15 protein-coding genes are annotated in these 16319 nt (G+C 43.7%); 9 read left to right on the top strand and 6 right to left on the bottom strand.

Going from position 1 to position 16319, the window contains the following annotated elements; all coding sequences use genetic code 11:
• Positions 1–5: 5 nt before the first annotated feature.
• From AC5JBY_RS16550 to AC5JBY_RS16540, 3 genes are all read right to left on the bottom strand, one after another.
• The gene (locus tag AC5JBY_RS16550; RefSeq protein ID WP_495905732.1) at positions 6–1370 is read right to left on the bottom strand and encodes a TolC family protein; all 1365 of its coding nucleotides are present in this window, start codon (positions 1368–1370) and stop codon (positions 6–8) included.
• Positions 1371–1435: 65 nt separating this feature from the next.
• Positions 1436–2047, bottom strand: coding sequence for a phosphatase PAP2 family protein (locus tag AC5JBY_RS16545; protein WP_495905731.1), 612 nt, complete (start codon positions 2045–2047; stop codon positions 1436–1438).
• Positions 2048–2307: 260 nt separating this feature from the next.
• Positions 2308–3450 (bottom strand): DUF4856 domain-containing protein, encoded by a 1143-nt coding sequence (locus AC5JBY_RS16540; RefSeq protein ID WP_495905730.1) that lies wholly within the window; start codon positions 3448–3450, stop codon positions 2308–2310.
• A gap of 332 nt (positions 3451–3782) precedes the next feature.
• Here AC5JBY_RS16540 and AC5JBY_RS16535 point away from each other — a divergent pair, with 332 nt between their 5' ends.
• The 4 genes from AC5JBY_RS16535 (at position 3783) to AC5JBY_RS16520 (ending at position 8865) form a co-directional block, all read left to right on the top strand.
• On the top strand, positions 3783–4241 hold the full coding sequence (locus AC5JBY_RS16535; protein ID WP_495905729.1) for a PepSY-like domain-containing protein: 459 nt from the start codon (positions 3783–3785) through the stop codon (positions 4239–4241).
• A 110-nt stretch (positions 4242–4351) separates the two neighbouring features.
• The gene (locus AC5JBY_RS16530) at positions 4352–5032 is read left to right on the top strand and encodes a response regulator transcription factor (RefSeq protein ID WP_495905728.1); all 681 of its coding nucleotides are present in this window, start codon (positions 4352–4354) and stop codon (positions 5030–5032) included.
• 10 nt (positions 5033–5042) lie between these two features.
• The gene (locus tag AC5JBY_RS16525) at positions 5043–6299 is read left to right on the top strand and encodes a sensor histidine kinase (protein WP_495905727.1); all 1257 of its coding nucleotides are present in this window, start codon (positions 5043–5045) and stop codon (positions 6297–6299) included.
• Between the two features lie 88 nt (positions 6300–6387).
• A complete protein-coding gene (locus AC5JBY_RS16520) occupies positions 6388–8865 on the top strand; it encodes a TonB-dependent receptor domain-containing protein (protein WP_495905726.1) in 2478 nt (825 codons plus the stop codon).
• Here AC5JBY_RS16520 and AC5JBY_RS16515 read toward each other — a convergent pair.
• The gene (locus AC5JBY_RS16515; RefSeq protein ID WP_495905725.1) at positions 8862–9449 is read right to left on the bottom strand and encodes an HD domain-containing protein; all 588 of its coding nucleotides are present in this window, start codon (positions 9447–9449) and stop codon (positions 8862–8864) included. The two genes, AC5JBY_RS16520 and AC5JBY_RS16515, sit on opposite strands and share 4 nt — an antisense overlap.
• A 10-nt stretch (positions 9450–9459) precedes the next feature.
• Positions 9460–11544: an LTA synthase family protein gene (locus tag AC5JBY_RS16510; protein WP_495905724.1), complete on the bottom strand. Its 2085-nt coding sequence runs from the start codon at positions 11542–11544 to the stop codon at positions 9460–9462.
• Positions 11545–11726: 182 nt separating this feature from the next.
• Here AC5JBY_RS16510 and AC5JBY_RS16505 point away from each other — a divergent pair, with 182 nt between their 5' ends.
• The 4 genes from AC5JBY_RS16505 (at position 11727) to AC5JBY_RS16490 (ending at position 14735) form a co-directional block, all read left to right on the top strand.
• Positions 11727–12401: a response regulator transcription factor gene (locus tag AC5JBY_RS16505; RefSeq protein ID WP_495905723.1), complete on the top strand. Its 675-nt coding sequence runs from the start codon at positions 11727–11729 to the stop codon at positions 12399–12401.
• A gap of 24 nt (positions 12402–12425) precedes the next feature.
• On the top strand, positions 12426–12839 hold the full coding sequence (locus AC5JBY_RS16500; protein ID WP_495905722.1) for an EamA family transporter: 414 nt from the start codon (positions 12426–12428) through the stop codon (positions 12837–12839).
• A gap of 347 nt (positions 12840–13186) precedes the next feature.
• Entirely contained in the window at positions 13187–13735 is a 549-nt protein-coding gene (locus AC5JBY_RS16495) for a hypothetical protein (RefSeq protein WP_495905721.1), read from the top strand.
• A gap of 67 nt (positions 13736–13802) precedes the next feature.
• Complete coding sequence (locus tag AC5JBY_RS16490) at positions 13803–14735, top strand: hypothetical protein (protein ID WP_495905720.1); 933 nt, start codon at positions 13803–13805, stop codon at positions 14733–14735.
• A gap of 103 nt (positions 14736–14838) precedes the next feature.
• Here AC5JBY_RS16490 and AC5JBY_RS16485 read toward each other — a convergent pair whose 3' ends face one another.
• Positions 14839–15750, bottom strand: a complete 912-nt coding sequence (locus AC5JBY_RS16485; RefSeq protein ID WP_495905719.1) for an NAD(P)/FAD-dependent oxidoreductase — start codon at positions 15748–15750, stop codon at positions 14839–14841.
• Between the two features lie 86 nt (positions 15751–15836).
• On the opposite strand from AC5JBY_RS16485, the gene AC5JBY_RS16480 reads away from it, so the two are divergent.
• Complete coding sequence (locus tag AC5JBY_RS16480; RefSeq protein WP_495905718.1) at positions 15837–16172, top strand: hypothetical protein; 336 nt, start codon at positions 15837–15839, stop codon at positions 16170–16172.
• Positions 16173–16319: the final 147 nt, after the last annotated feature.

The raw sequence follows: 16319 nt of genomic DNA, 5'->3' as shown, positions 1-16319 counted from the left end.
ATTCATTACTTTATTTTTTGGCCTATTGAATAGTTAAGTGAGCTGATGGACCTGCGTAGCTGGGCTGTGATCTCTGCTTTGCGTAGTTGTCCATTTTGTAATTGACGAATGGCTTCCAATACAGGCAGGTAGGATATATCGCCCCGCTCGTAGGTACGCTTAGCCAGATCGACAGCCGTTGCGAGGGGAGGTAATGCATTGCTACTCCAAAGCTGGTAGCTTTGATAAGTTTGTTCATATTGGTTCCAGGCTTGTACTACTTCGGCCAATGCTTTTTGCAGTACTGCATAGTATTGTAACGATGATTTCTCCAGGGCCGCTTTTGCTTTTTGGATATTGCCCTGGTTGCGATTGAAGATTGGGATCTCTGCCTGAAAGCCGGGGTTGCCGGCATTGGGTATCCATTCTTTGCTACCATCGCCACCTGTATTGGAGAGGTATTGAAAGTTCAATGTGGCGGTAAATGAAATGATCTTTGACTGTTCCCATCCCAAATTTTTTCCTGCTGCGGCTATACTTGTTTTGGCGGCCTGGATATCGGGCCGGTAGGCCAACGCTAATTCAATATATGCTGCCTTATTCATTTTAGCTCCCAATGTATCTGCGTCAAGAGGTTGCAGGGTAATGACTGTATCAGCAGGCATTATGCCTAAGAGGTAGTTGAGTTGAACTCTTGAAGATAACAGTGCTAATTGGGCGCGTATCAGATCATCAGCTGCGCTGGCAGAGTCGGCTTTTGAAGTAGCAGCTTCCAGTTCGCTGATATCACCATTGCGTAATCGGGCATTGGCCAACCGATTGATCTCTGCCCGGGTGCCTGTATTGTCTTTTGTGATGGCCAACCGCTGCTGCGCCAGCAATAGGTCGGTATAGGCCAGCTGGGCATCGCGAATAAGGGTAAATCCTTTCTGCACCATGCTATCGCGTACACGTTCTGCATTTAGTTTGGCCGTGGCTATCCGCGCGGGTCGCTGCCAGATAAAATCGATGGCGAAATTGATATAGCCTGAGGGAAGAATACTTCCGTTGGGCGCAAGGTACCTTAGCAGCGGATTCTGTATAATTTTTGCGGTGGTAATGTCGGCACTGGCCAGTTGAAGATCTACGAGGTCTGCCTGAAACTGGGCATTATTCCATAAGGCGAGGCTCACTGCTTCCGACTCACCGATACCATCCTGCAGGTTTACATCGGGCGGGAGATCGAATTTCCCTGTGGTCTTTTGTTCGGCAAGGGTATGTCCTGTATTGGCTGCTACTTTCTCGGAAACGGATTTCCTATCGACATACCGGGCGCCGGAACAAGCTGCGAGCCAGCATCCTGCCAGGCAGCAGGCAACCATTTTCAATCGTTGTGAGCGCAATATTTTCATTTCAACTTTATTTATGCCATCCTATCTCCCAAGGGTCTCTCTCTTCAGCCATTGGGGCTTGTATTTTAAAATAGTATTGTTGTTGGTTTGCTTTGGTGGTGTCCCCATTTATACTGGTGTGTCCAATAAGAGAGTTTCATAGAAAGGAACCCTAATCCGGCTCCGGCCAGTACATCGCTTATATAATGTTTATTGTTGGCGATCCTCATCCCTCCTACTGCACTTGCCAGTGTGTAAGCGGCATAAGGCATCCATTTAAACCGGTGTTTGTATTCTTCACTTAAAAAGGTAGCAGCAGCGAAGGCCTGGGCTGTGTGGCCTGAGGGGAAGGAAGAGAAGCTGGAACCATCCGGCCGTAGCTGATGGGATAATGTTTTACCCGCATACGTAGCTGCCAACATAAAGGCTTCGCCTTTCAGGAGGATCACTGACCGGTTCAGCAAATCTGTCTTCGAACGTATGCCTGCAGCATCTAATGCGTAGGCTATTGCTATCGGGGAGAATTGCAGGTAGTTGTCCAACCGGGTTTTGAAGGAAAGTAAATGTTCATTCCTTTCTTCCTTGATTTCCATTTTTAAGGACTCCTCACCATTTCCATTTAATAAAATACCACTGGAGATGAGCGCCAGTGGTATATATAATTGTCTTACCTGGAATTCTTTTTTGACTTGCGTCAAGTGCAAGCTATCCGTTACCTGGGCATGGACAATATTGCCAGACATCAACAAGCATCCCAAAAGAAAAGTTGCTACTATTTTATTGCTCATGTACCAAAACTCTGATCCGATTCTGTTTTCTTTTGGAAGTAAAAAGTTGTTTGTTCTAATACGATTCTAATGTCGTCGTAAAATATTGAAAGCAAGTGCCGAATGTAGATCCGGTCACTTGCTTTGCTAAAAATAACTGACTATGTGAACTTGTTGATCCCTTATTTTTATTACGGCTGTAGCTTTCCGTATGCTGCCGTCAGGATAGATTGTACCTGTTTCAGTTTGGCGTTGGTAGCATCAGCCGACAGTTCATAGTAATTTGATTTCAAAATATCCACCATTGTCTGATAGTTGGCCGCAGATAATGGACTGTCGGCAGAGCGGTATTTCAGCGCCAGCAGAAAGCCATAGCACTCGGAAAGCGCGTGGAATTTCACAGCGAGGTCAGGAGACCCTTGTGGCAGAGCTGCATACTCCCAGGCAGAAGCCGCAATCGTTTTTTCCAGATTAGATTTGATGATAGCAATAGCCTCATCGCGGCCCTTATAATCTTTGGCATTAATAGCAGCACGGCCTTTGCGGAATGCTTCATAAACCTTACCCCCGGACTGGATGTAACGGCCACGCTCACGGAAATAACCTCCAATAGCTAATGGCCTGTTTGATTCTGTGCTGGCATAAACCTTTGAGGAATCGTAATCGACAGGGATACCCACATAGCCGAATGCGAGATCCCAATCATGCTGCATGGCGGTGCCCTTACCGGTCACAACAGTATTATTGTCGTCTGTTTTAGTTTTATCGAGGTAAGTGATGACCTGGCTCAATTGCAAAGCGCCCATCATGCCTTTGGCAACCAACTGATTGAACTCAACGCCTGTATAGTTTACAAGACGTGAACCTACTTTACCAGCTACACCATTGGAAGCTGAAGCCTGGTATGACTTGCTCACTTTTACCATTGAATCGATCCACTGTTTGAAGTTAACCGCATCAGCCGTTTTAGAAGAAAGATTGAAACCAAGGGCGTTGATCGCACTTACCGAAAACGGCAGGTTGGATGCATTCTCTGCAGTAAAAGCATTGTTTGTATTATTCCATAAATAGTTGGCAGAGTCCTGGCTCAACTCGCGGCCTGTTGACCGGCCAAGCCACGCTGTGAATCCAAGCCACATGCTTACCCGTCCGGACGCTTCTGCGTATTCTACATTATCGAAAGTGTAGGTAGTGGGGACTGTATAACCGGGCGTATCATTATCTTTCTTGCAAGAAGTAATAGCAATAGCGCACATAATGATCGACGTGAAACTTAATAATCTTCTCTTCATCATTTGTTGTTTATTTTCCTGCAAAGGAAGTATGAGAGCCATGTACTTGATTTTCGATATCAGTAAAACATGTATCGATATCCGGAAATTCAAACCAATAATTTGGAAGTGTTATTTTTTTATTTTAATAGTATATATAAACGAAAATTGGACGCCACTACGCAGTGACATCCTTGCATGTAATTCTTTGTACGCAGAACAAGGTTGCGGCTGCGAATTAAAAACCAGATTCTGTAGGAATTCTGGATTTCTTTGTAACTGTTTACTACTTAATAAGAAACCGAATCCAAAAGGAGCTACCAGTGATTGAGCTGCCTCTCTCCAAAAATTCTCCAGAATCGGTTTTTAGTTTTATGCTCAATAAATGATTCTATATGAAACACTATCTTTTATCAGCTACAGTATTATTACTGGCCGCAACGACGTTTGCTCAGGAGAAAAAAGAAAAGAATGATAAGCCGCCTGCAGCTGCCCTGGCAGCCTTCCAAAAAGCATATCCTGGTGCAATCAAAGTGAAGTGGGAAAAAGAGGAAGGCGATTTTGAAGTGAACTTTGTGCACGCAAAGAAGGAAATGTCTGCCGTATACAGCGCAACCGGTACATTGAAAGAATCGGAGGAAGAAATTGAAGCAGCAATGCTACCTGCGGCTGCCAGCACTTACATTAAAGAGCATTTCAAAGGCGCGAAGATCAAGGAAGCAGCGAAGATTACAAAAGCAACCGGTGAAGTGACTTACGAAGCTGAAGTAAATGAATCGGATGTAATCTTTGACAAAGATGGAAAATTTGTGAAGGTGGAAAAGGAAAAAGCCAAAGAAAAGGATAAGGATTAATCCATTCTCTTATGACCCTCTACCCCGCGTCTTCAATGGGCGCGGGGTTTCTATTGCTACAGCTTCAGTTTTTCTTTAGAATCACAGGGTTATTTTATATTCTTAAACTAATGAAGATACTGGTAATAGAGGACGAAAGGGAGCTATCTAAAAGCATCTGCACCTACCTGGAAGACAGGCACTATACCTGTGAAGCTGCGTATAACTTTTATACTGCATTGGAAAAAACAGAATCGTATGAGTACTCTTGTATCATTCTGGATATTACGCTTCCCAATGGCAGTGGTTTGCAATTGCTTGAACAATTGAAAAAAAATAAAAGTGATGAAGGTGTGCTTATTATCAGCGCTAAATCTTCTGTAGACGACAAAGTAAAAGGATTACAAACGGGTGCAGACGATTACCTTGCCAAGCCATTCCATTTATCGGAACTTGGGGCACGGGTAGCGGCCATCATCCGTCGAAAATCGTTTGGCGGTAACAACATCCTCCGGTTCGAAAATATAACGCTTAACCTGGAATCGAGAACATTGGAAGTAGCAGGAGAACCTGTTGTGCTAACCCGCAAGGAATATGAACTGCTTCTGTATTTCATCAGCAACAAGAACAGGGTCGTTACCAAAGAGGCGATCGTGGAGCATCTGTGGGGTGACGATTATGATACTACCGGTCAATATGATTTTCTTTATTCGCATATAAAAAACCTACGCAAAAAACTGACCGCCCACGGTACCCAGGAACATATCAAAGCAGTGTATGGCATGGGGTACAAGTTCATCGTCAACTCATAATAAGCTGCTCATGAAACTTTTTTCCCGGTACAACAGGATCAATTTATCTTTTATGGTGGTGATTTTTCTGTTGTCGAGCGTTGCTTATTATTTTTTACTCAGGTTTGTACTTATTCATGAGCTTGACGAAGTGTTGTATGACAAGAAAGAGAAAATCGAACGTTTTGTGAAGATCAATGGAAAGCTCCCTTCTTTCCGGGACCTGGATGAATTCGTTATTTCCTACACTGCCGGAGCTGGCAGCACCAAAAGTTACATCAGGCAGGTAAGTATGATCGATCCCGAAGAAAAGCACCTGCGGGATTTCAGGCAGCTTACTTACAGTCAGCCTATAGGCAGCCAAACCTATATCTTGCATATTGCGATTGCCGTAGAAGGGACGCGCGTGCTTTTACGTGCTATTGTGGCCATTACTGTTCTTACGCTCCTGCTGATCATACTTATTTCGATCTTACTGAACCGCCTGCTCTTAAAAAAGCTTTGGCGTCCTTTTTACGAAATGATAGCAGCGCTACGGTCATTCAAGATAAGTCACAGCAATAATCTGGCTTTGCCCGTTACGGATATCGATGAATTTGCTTTTTTAAAGGACAATCTTAGCCACACTATAAAAAATGCGCAACAGGAATATCATCTACTCAAAGAGTTTACGGAAAACGCGTCGCACGAATTTCAAACGCCGTTGGCAATCATCCGGTCCAGGCTCGATCTGTTGATACAGGATGAAAGTTTATCGGCCCGGCAAACGGAATTGCTTACGAATACCTATGGCGCTATTACAAAACTGAGCCGTTTGAACCAATCGCTTCTTTTACTTACCAAAATAGAAAATAATCAATTTCCAGAAGTGGAATCCATCAACCTCCGCGAGAAGCTGGAAGAAAAGATCGGCCAATTGCAGGAATTATGGTCTGGCATCGATATTTCTCTCGATACTACCCTGGAGGACACTATTCTTCACTCTAACCCTGCTCTGGTAGATATTCTCTTGAATAACTTATTGAGTAATGCCGGTAAACACAATCTAAAGGGTGGCAGTATCCGGATAGTACTGAAGGAGAATTGCCTTTCTATTGAAAATACCGGGCAACTCAAACCGCTGGACGACAAGCGGCTTTTCAGGCGATTTTATAAAGAAGAACAGTATAATAGCAGTAATGGGCTTGGCTTATCTATAGTAAAGGAAATATGCGAACGGGAAAAGATGCAAATCAACTATGCCTTTATTGCTCAACGTCATGTATTTACCATTTCTTTTGTCCCATAAATCCTGCAACTGATTCAAACGAATAGCGCCGGAATCCAGGAAGTTTTCAGATTCGCCTTATAGGTTTGTTGCAAATAAATTCAACCGAATGAGAAAATCAGTTGTTGCCTTTCTACTGTTGTTGTGCACTACCCTATATGCACAACAGGAGACTGCCGGGAAAGGAAATGGAAAGATCGTTGGAAAGGTGATAGAATCGGCCAGTTCTACTCCACTGGAATATGCAACCATCACCGTATTTGATATCACTACCGGAAAGACCTTAACCGGAACAACAACGGATAGGAATGGACAGTTTAGTGTAACCGGTCTCGATACCGGCAGTTATAAATTACTCATCGAGTTTATCGGGTATAAATCTTTTGAAGTTCCCCGTCTGCGCATTGCCAAAAACGAAATTACCGATCTTACCATCATCAGGCTTTCCACCGACCAAAAGAGCCTCCAATCTGTAACTGTGACGGCTCAGGCAAAGCTGATCGACAACAAGATCGATAAAATGGTATTTAATGCCGAAAGGGACCTTACTTCACAGGGGGGCGTGGCAACGGATATATTGAAAAAAGTGCCGCAGGTTTCAGTAGATGTGGATGGGAATGTACAACTGGCCGGCAATTCGAGCATCCGGTTCCTTATTAATGGTAAACCTTCTACTGCATTTGGGAGTAGTATTGCGGATGTATTGCAATCGATACCAGCCAGCCAGATCAAAAGTATCGAGGTAATCACCAACCCAGGCGCCAAATATGATGCCCAGGGTCTTGGGGGAATCATCAATATCATTTTGAAGCAGAATACAGCAAAGGGTATCAATGGCAATCTTTCGCTGACTGCCGGCACACGGATCGAGAATGGTTCTTTCAATTTCAATGCACGTAATAAGAATTTTGGGTTCAATGCTTTTGTAAGTGGCAATGCGCGGCTGGCAGTGAGTACTCCTTACACGAATGAACGCAACTCTGCCGATACTTTTAGTAAGACTACCGGGGTATTGGCACAGGACGGCACCACCCGGGTAAAAAGGCATGGTATAGAATCCGGGATTGGCCTGGACTGGACGTATAAAAAGCATAACAATTTTACCGCCTCTCTCAACTATAATGTTTTTGGTAATGATAACTATGGTTTCATCAACCAATCGCAATCCACCACAGACTATGCAGGTAATACGTTATCGAAGGTATTGAGTCTCAATAATACCAACAGCACCAATCGTTCGCACAACGTGGATGCGGCTTTCAATTATAAAAGGACCTTCAACCGGGAAGACCAGGAGCTGGAATTTTCAGTAAACACCAGCATGGGCCGTTCGAACTTACACTCCAGCAATGAGCAGGCGTTGCTACCAGCGGGTTCTCTTTATTATGGTGTACGCAATTCCAATCCCGGCAAAGAAAATGAGACGCAGGTGGCGCTCGACTACACGCATCCCCTATCGGAAAAAGTGATCGTGGGCACCGGCCTTAAAACGACTTTTCTGGACATCAGCAGTGACGCGTCTGTTCAAGGCTACAGGCCACAGGACAAAATATACCTTTATGACAGCTCCTTATCGAATAGCCTGACTTACCACCTGAAAGTGTATGCGGCCTATGCAGAGGTAACTTTTCCTGTGGGGAGTCTTTTTGATGTAAAGCTGGGCAGCCGGTATGAGCGTACAGTCATTTCTTCTTATTACTCGAATGCTCAACAGCAGGCAAAAACGCCTGGCTATAACACACTGGTGCCTTCCATTTTCCTATCCAGGAAGTTGGGAGAAGATGATGTGGTGAAGCTGAGTTATTCCAAAAGGATCGAACGGCCCGACTATGGGGACTTAAATCCTTTTATCAATACCAGTGACCCCAAGAATATCACGGCGGGTAATCCTTATCTGTTGCCGGAACTGGGGCAACGTGTTGAACTGAGTTACAGTAAGGACCTGCATCATCTCGGTTCGTTTATGGTGACGACGTTTTACCGTCACAACAGTCAGGATATCCAACCGTATGTGAAATACTATTCTTCTCTGCAGGTGGGGGACTCTGTTTATAACAACGTATCGGTGAGTACGCGTGAAAATATCGGCACCGAAAATAATACGGGGCTTAATATTTTTTCGGACCTGCACGCGGGCTCTAAACTCAGCTTCAGAACTAATATTTCTATGTTTCACCGGAAGATCATCAATGCCATCGATGCCGGCAACAGCCGCACCAGCTTCAATTGCCGGGTAAACCTGAATGCCACTTATCAATTTACCAGTCTGCTGGCTGCTGAGTTTTTTGGCAATTTCAATTCTGCCAGAAACGAAGTGCAGGGTAAATATCCTTCTTTCACTACTTATAGTTTTGCCGTTCGGAAACAGTTTTGGAACAAGAAGGCAAGTCTGGCGCTCACGGCCATCAATCCATTTAACGAATATGTGCAGCAACGGCTGGAGATCTATGGCCCTAATTTTACCACTACGAGTGTTCGTAAGATACCTTTCCGGTCGGTGGGGATCAATTTTACCTGGAAATTCGGCTTGCTGGAATTCAAAAAGGAAAAAGAGGGCAGCAATGACCTGAACAATATTACTCCTTAATCAATTTTTGCTTTCAGCCATTGGATGTTATCCATTTTACCGGCATTGAGCAGGCCCTGACAATAAGGGGTAAAGAAAGAATGGCTTTCTAAAAAGTGCAGTGACCGTTCTGACTGTTTATCAATCGTTTTTCCGGTCCTTAGTTCCAGTTCTTTCCATACGAGCGGGTCTGTTTCCCTGAATTCGGGTGTTCCAAGGTGGTAAGTATCCGCATCACAGAGTATCTGTTCTACGAGGGAAACCGGTTGTGTATCCATCTTTGTAGCCATAATGCATTTATGGATATCATTGAGCATTTGATCCTCTATCTTATCTCCCAAAAACATACGCATAAGCCGGGCGCCCAGTTCTTCATGCTGCTGCATATTACCCAACAAATGGCCTGTATCGTGGTACCAGGCTGCCACCAATAAAATGAATGAGCGCTCCTTATCCAAGGAATAAAAATCAGCAATTCCCTTTGCACGTCTTACCACAGTATGCGTGTGTTTGCTATTATGATATAGCAAATAAGGTCTTTCATTTTTTATGAACAGCTCTTCCACTGTAGTTTCTACCGCTTTCAATATTTTAAACGTTTCCATGAGCATAGGATTATTCTGATTGCTTTTTATGTTTCAACAGCCAGCTAATGCTTTGGTACCAGGCAATTGCTTCATTTGCCAAGGTATCATCCAGTGTAACGGGCACTGCATTTCCGGTTGAAAAATCAGGGGTATAGGCATTTACTCTTTTTACCGGAGATTGAATGACTAAGCGACCGTTGCGCAAATACCCCAATCCCTGGTAAGTGCTGATAAAAGCTCTTTGCTTTTCTTCTGTGATCGCAAATATGTCTTGTCCGAAGAATTTAGACTTATAATCAAAGTTCAGTAATCCAAGAATAGTAGGCGCCACATCGATCTGGGCCATCAGCTTGGTTACTTTTTTTGGTGTTATGATCCGAGGTGCATAAATAAGCATGGGAATATGATATCCCGTTACGGGTAGCTCCACACTTCCTGCACTACCTGCACAATGGTCGGCCACAATCACAAAAAGGGTACTATCGAACCAAGGTTTAGCGTGTGCTTCTTTTAAAAATTTGTTGATGGCATAATCAGTATATTTTACTGCTCCCTGCCTTATCTGCCTGGAAGGTGGTATATCAATCCTACCTTCGGGATACGTATAGGGCCTGTGATTGCTAACAGTCATGATATGTGAAAAGAAAGGCTTGCGCATCTGATAATTGGAATCCAGGACATGTAAGGCCAACATAAACAGGTCTTCATCGGCTACTCCCCAAATATTCTGGTAGTGTACTTTATCGGCAGGTATTGCCGATCTGTCTATAACATCATATCCATTATTGCCAAAAAAGGTTTTCATGTTGTCGAAATAGCTGTACCCACCGTACAGGTATTGGGTTGTATATCCTTTGGAACGAAATACAGTTCCCAACGAAAAGAGGTGGCTGTTATCCGGTCTTTTGACTATGCTCTGTCCTGGTGTTGGGGGTATAGAAAGGGTCAGTGCTTCCAACCCCCGAACAGTTCTTGTGCCTGATGAATACAGGTTTGTAAAGAAGATGCTGTGCGAGGCCAGGGAATCGAGATAAGGCGTTATGTTTTCAGTGCCTCCGAAAGCCTGCATGAAACTTGCGCTCAGGCTTTCAACACTGATCATCACCACGTTTAATTTTTGTTCCGGCTGGTCATAAGCAATCAGTCTTTCAACGCTGTAAGGGTCGTTGTTCATAAACCGACTGTGAGGAGCTTGTAACTGCTGCCTTACGATCCGGAAGCTGGCGGCATCATCGATGGTGCGATAGAATTTATAAAAGTCCAACTCATTCTGACTAAAGGCAATTGCAAACTCAAAAAGGCCGTTGCCGGCCAAAGAATTCGCATATTCATTATAACTGAAATGACGCCATTTCTCCTTTACGGAGTACCAGGCAAGTACCGGAAGTAACAATAATCCGATGGCGACAGCAGACCGCCTGAAGACAGGCATCGGCTTTACAACGCTGTTTTGTACACTCTGTCTGCCCAGGTATACGACTATCAAGGTTACTAATAATACGGCTACAATGATCGACTTAAGGGGATAAGATTCAGCAATATTGCCCAATACTTCTGTTGTGTATACGAGGTAGTCGACTGCAATAAAGTTGTAACGTGTCGAAAACTCCTGCCAGAAAAACCATTCGCTCAGGGCATTGAACAGGAGTATAAAAATGGATAGAAAAAAGGCTACGTACAATATGCCTTGTCTCCATCGAGTACGAAAGTGATAGGGAAGAAAGAAGAGTACTATGTAAATGACCAATCGAAATGCTATATATATAATCAATGCAGTATGAAGTTCACGGCTAAAATCTTTGGGGACGATATCTGTAAACAACAATAACAAAATAATAGCAGCGAATAAAATAATTACAAAAGGCATGGCACGTTTCCGGTAAATAAAATCATTGCGCAGCCAGATCTGCAGTATGAATGGCACTACAATGAAAAACGCCACTGTGAGGTCATATAGAAAGCCAATCAAAAAAGCTCCCCCACCCCGGTCCATTGTGATTCCTGCAGCGGGCGTACTCAACAATAAAGCAAGGCGGGTAGCAAATGATATAACAAGGAAAGATAACAGCAAAAACCAAACGAGTGAAAATCTGTTCCGGGAGAAACCCTTCATTATCGAATTATGTTTAGTCAAACATCGAATGTGCAGCCTAATTCTGTTGAAAAACTGGATTTTGAGGACTGCCTTTATACCCGTATCGTTTACAAGCCAATGCATTAACCTGTCATTAACAAGAAAATACGAAATGCACAGGGCTTCAGATTTTATTTAAAATTGATTTATAATGTTTGCAAATGAATATCCTGATCATCGAGGACGAGGAAACGCTGGCACGCAGTATTGGAGCCTATCTTTCTGATGAGCATTATATATGTTCGTTTGTGACATCTTTTAAAGAAGCGATGGATAAAGTTGCCATGCATGAGTATGACTGTATATTGCTGGACCTCATGCTGCCGGGAGGTGACGGCATGAGGATCCTGGAAGAACTGAAGCAATTGCATAAGCAGGATGGTGTTATTATCATTTCTGCCAAAGACTCGCTGGAAGATAAGATCAAAGGTCTCCAGCTGGGCGCCGATGATTATCTTATCAAACCTTTTCACCTGTCGGAATTAGCAGCCCGCATCTATTCTGTTATCCGGCGAAAGCAATCAGGAAGTACCAATATCATTGAGTTGAATGAGCTAAAAATAAACCTACAGGCGCAGACCGTCCACATTAATGATCACCCTGCTATTTTTACACGCAAAGAATTTAACCTGCTTTTATATTTTATCAGTAACAAAAATAAAGTTATCTCAAAGAGCGCCCTGGCAGAACATCTTTCCGGCGAAATGGCTACGATGATGGACAGTTATGATTTCGTGTATGTGCATATCAAAAACCTAAAGAAGAAGTTGCAGGAAGCCGGTTGCGACAACTATTTAAAAACGCTGTATGGTTCTGGTTATAAATGGGAAGTCTAAGTAAAATATTTAATCGTTCTCCCTATGTGGAAGTATTATGCGTTACTTTCGGCGCTATTTGCCGGCATTACGGCCATACTTGCTAAATTGGGCCTTAAAGGCATCAACGGTAACATAGCTACTGCCATCCGTACTACTGTCGTATTGTTTATAGCCTGGGGTATTGTGCTGGCTCTGGGACAATGGAAGGATGTAAAAATAATTACCCGCCACCATCTTATTTTCCTGGTGCTATCAGGTATTGCTACCGGGCTTTCGTGGATCTTTTATTTCAAGGCGCTTGAAACCGGCCCGGTGTCGAAAGTTGCTCCTATCGACAAATTGAGTGTGGCCATTGCTATCGGTCTATCTGTGATCGTGCTTAAAGAGTCTGTAGACTGGAAGACTATTACAGGAGCGATCCTGATCATTGCCGGAACGCTTGTGCTGATTAAATGATAGATACGACCCAGGTAGGTGTATGATGCGCAAGGTAAAAGTTGCTGCGGTCGTTTGTAGCTGGTAGGTGAAACGGTGACAGTGGTATGGCTCAGAATAAAAAGGACGAATGCCGACTTTCTCAAATAGTGGGTTTACCTGAAATTACACGGGAATGAGCCACTTTTTTACCCATTCTAAAACTCTTTACCCATATCACTGCATAGGATAAGGTTTAATGGTTAATTTTTTTGATTGGTGAAGCCCTGCATTTTTATGCGGGGCTTTTTTTATTTTTTGACATCATGCGAGGTATGGGTAAATTGTAGCTAAGTTTGATGGACTAAACCTTAAACCTTTAAATAAAAATGGAAAAAAATCTAATGGAAAAGGAATATTCGTCCTTGCGGGATGAGATCCTGAAATGGCAAGACAAAAGAATAACATTCTCTCAAATCACGATTACCGTTGTTATCGGTTATACGGGATATATGCTTAGTCTCAAAAAAGATGAAATTCTGGAATTATCCTGGCAGATCGTGTCAATATTTCCATTGTTAATTTTATCTATCACCATGCATGTCAATAAGATATTTGAATTATTTCAGTTGCGGGCTGCGGCATTTTTGGCTGTTTATCATGATAGTGTATGGGAAAATGAGATCGGAAAAATGTCTTTCTCAAAACGAAGAATAGGATATAACAGATCCATGGCAATTGTATTTTTATCTATTGCTGTTTCCTCAACGCTTGTGTTTATTTCGAAGTACCCCAAGACTTTATTAACATGGGAGACAATTGCTTTTGTTGTATTTCTGGTAATATTTTTATTAGTATTTATTGCATTATTTACTTTCGGAACAAAAGATGAACGCAAAAAATTAATTGCGGAGTGGACTAAGATTAAAAATGAATAAAAGCGAGCGTAAGTATGTATATACAGGCTTTAAATCATGACAGGAGGGAGTTGTGTATATTTGCGCTATGACAAAATTTTTGACCGTACTCCTCTCCTGTTTGACGCTTGTTTCCTTTGGCCAGACTATCAATGAAAGTTTTCCCAACGAAATAAAGACTACCAAATTGGCGACCCAGGTCAATATTCCCGGAACGCGGGTGTTTATTGTTCCGCCAGATGGGTTTAAGCTCTCCAGTACCTTACCTGCCATAGAGAAAAGCGATGCAGGGCTTGTGCAGGCTATGGACCTGGTTGGTGGTAGCTTTTATACCAATGCAGCAACATTCTCCAAAGAAAGATTTGAGCAAAAGGGCGTAAAAGTTTTTGAATACAAAGAATTAAAAATAAACGGCTTTCCCGCTAAGATGGCACTCATTCAAGGGGATCCGCAAACAAAGGTTTATAACCTGGTATTTGGTGACTCGACTTTCTCAACGATGGTTATTGGTGCATTTGCTGCCAATGACGCCAAAGCAGGCAGTCAGGTAAAGCAAGCAATTCTTTCCATTTATTACGATAAGAAAAAGACGATTGATCCCTTTGCAAGCGCACTTTTCAGGCTTGACGACTCCAAATCCTTATTCAAATTTGCATCATTCACCGCTCAAGTATATTTGTATTCAGTAGGTGGTGTTAAGAAGAACGCTTTCGAGCATGAACCTTATTTTATGGCAGTCTCCATACCCACTGAGGGCTCGACTTTAGCAGCTGTTGCTGATAATATGTCTAAGATGGTTACAGAGAGCAATGTCAAGAATGTTTCTGAAGACAAAACGAACGGTTTCCCATCTTTGAAGCGGGAGGTGTACGGAAAACTTAAAGGCAAACTTGTGCTGTTGTTTCAACATATTGTTTTAATTGACCAAAGCGCCGTTGTTATGCAGGGTATTGCCGAGGATAACTTTGAGCAATACATTGCTGAATTTGAAAAGATTTCCAATACGGTTAGGAGGAAATAATCTTTCACTACATTCGGGCCAAAGGCCCGGGAATAGAGCTGCGAGGCTGCAAGCCTCGCAGAGCGGCGATTCCTGAAGGCGTTGTTATTGTGTATTTAGTCTGTTATATAAAATCTTCTTTACTCAGTTGTGTGTTGCAAAAGGCGGCGGCTTTGTGGCCGGTGCTGATGGCTTCGGACACCTGGTGATAACCGGGGTGAGCCAGATCGCCAGCCGCGAATACGCCTGGCACGGAGGTTTGCATCGCGGCATCTGTGAGTACTGAGCCGCTTTTGCTTACCTGACATCCGAGCATCCCTGCCAGCTCATTATTAAACTGTACGCGTATTGGTTTGGTGTATAGGATTGGCGCCATCATCGTTTGTCCATCGGCGAGCCACACTGTTACTTCCCTCTCCTGCTCTGCTACAAGCGCAACCGGCGTTTCGATCAGCGGCCAACCTCTTTGTATGAGGTGTTCTCGCTTTGCTGCATCTTCAATGGTTGTACCATGCAATAAGAATGTCAGTGATGGATTCCATTGGCACAGTGTCATCGCTACATCCCAGGCAATAATACCTTTCACCAATACCAGTGCCGGCTGATCTCTTGCTTCCCATCCATGGCAATAGGTGCAATGCAATGCTTTGCTGCCCCATAGTTGTGCGAGCCCTTCAATGGGCAGTAAATGGTCAGTAGCTCCTGTAGCGAGGATGAGCTTGCGTGCGGTGACTGTTTGTGTACCGGCTGTGGTGAGCAGGTAGCCCCCGTTCGATGCAACGGCACTGGTTACCTGTTGTTGGATGCTTTGCACCTGTGGAAACTGTTGTAGCTGTTGCCGGGCCATATTGCGCAATGCTTCCGGAGAAACTCCATCGTGTGCCGAGAAGTTGTGTGATCGGCGTGCTGTTTTATTGCGCGGATTATTGGTATCGAATATGATCGTGCTACGTTTACTTCTGCCAAGTGTGTGGGCTGCTGCCAGGCCGGCATGGCTGCCGCCTATGACGGCTACTTCAACATCGAATGCATGCATATAATTATTACAGTGTGTCAACCGCTCCTGTAAAATAAAAATACAACAGAGTTGCATTCAATACAAATTCCCCTATCTTTGTTTACATGTATCGCTTCCAGCATATACATACCAGACAACTGATCGCATTACTGCTTCTGTCGGTAATGATGCTGGTTCATGCCGTGAAAGCGTTGCACACGCATACTGCGTATAATACGGATCATGCCTGTCACCAGGAAAACATGATCGCCCAGGCGGGCGCTATTCATAGTGCCTGTGACATCTGCGATTTCCAACTTGCTAAAGATGCGCCCTTCACCGGCGAGATACAATTGGTGATAGCGCCTGTAAACATTGCTCCTACTTACAGCAGGCTGCTGACTTCTATCAATCCCGATCGTTTATTTGTTACTGAAGGCCGGGGACCTCCCTGCGCTTAATTCCTGCATAGTATTACCCAATATGCTGTATAGCATGCGTACGCCATCGTTGCGTCCAACTACCACATTCTCTTTACACAAGTCTGTAACCTGAGGGGACTATACGTCTCATCACATACTGTATTGCCATGGAGGCACGCGGTACCC

This window comes from Paraflavitalea sp. (assembly GCF_059502485.1).
The sequence above is the reverse complement of the archived record's forward strand: the minus strand, read 5'-3'. Positions and strand labels throughout refer to the sequence as shown.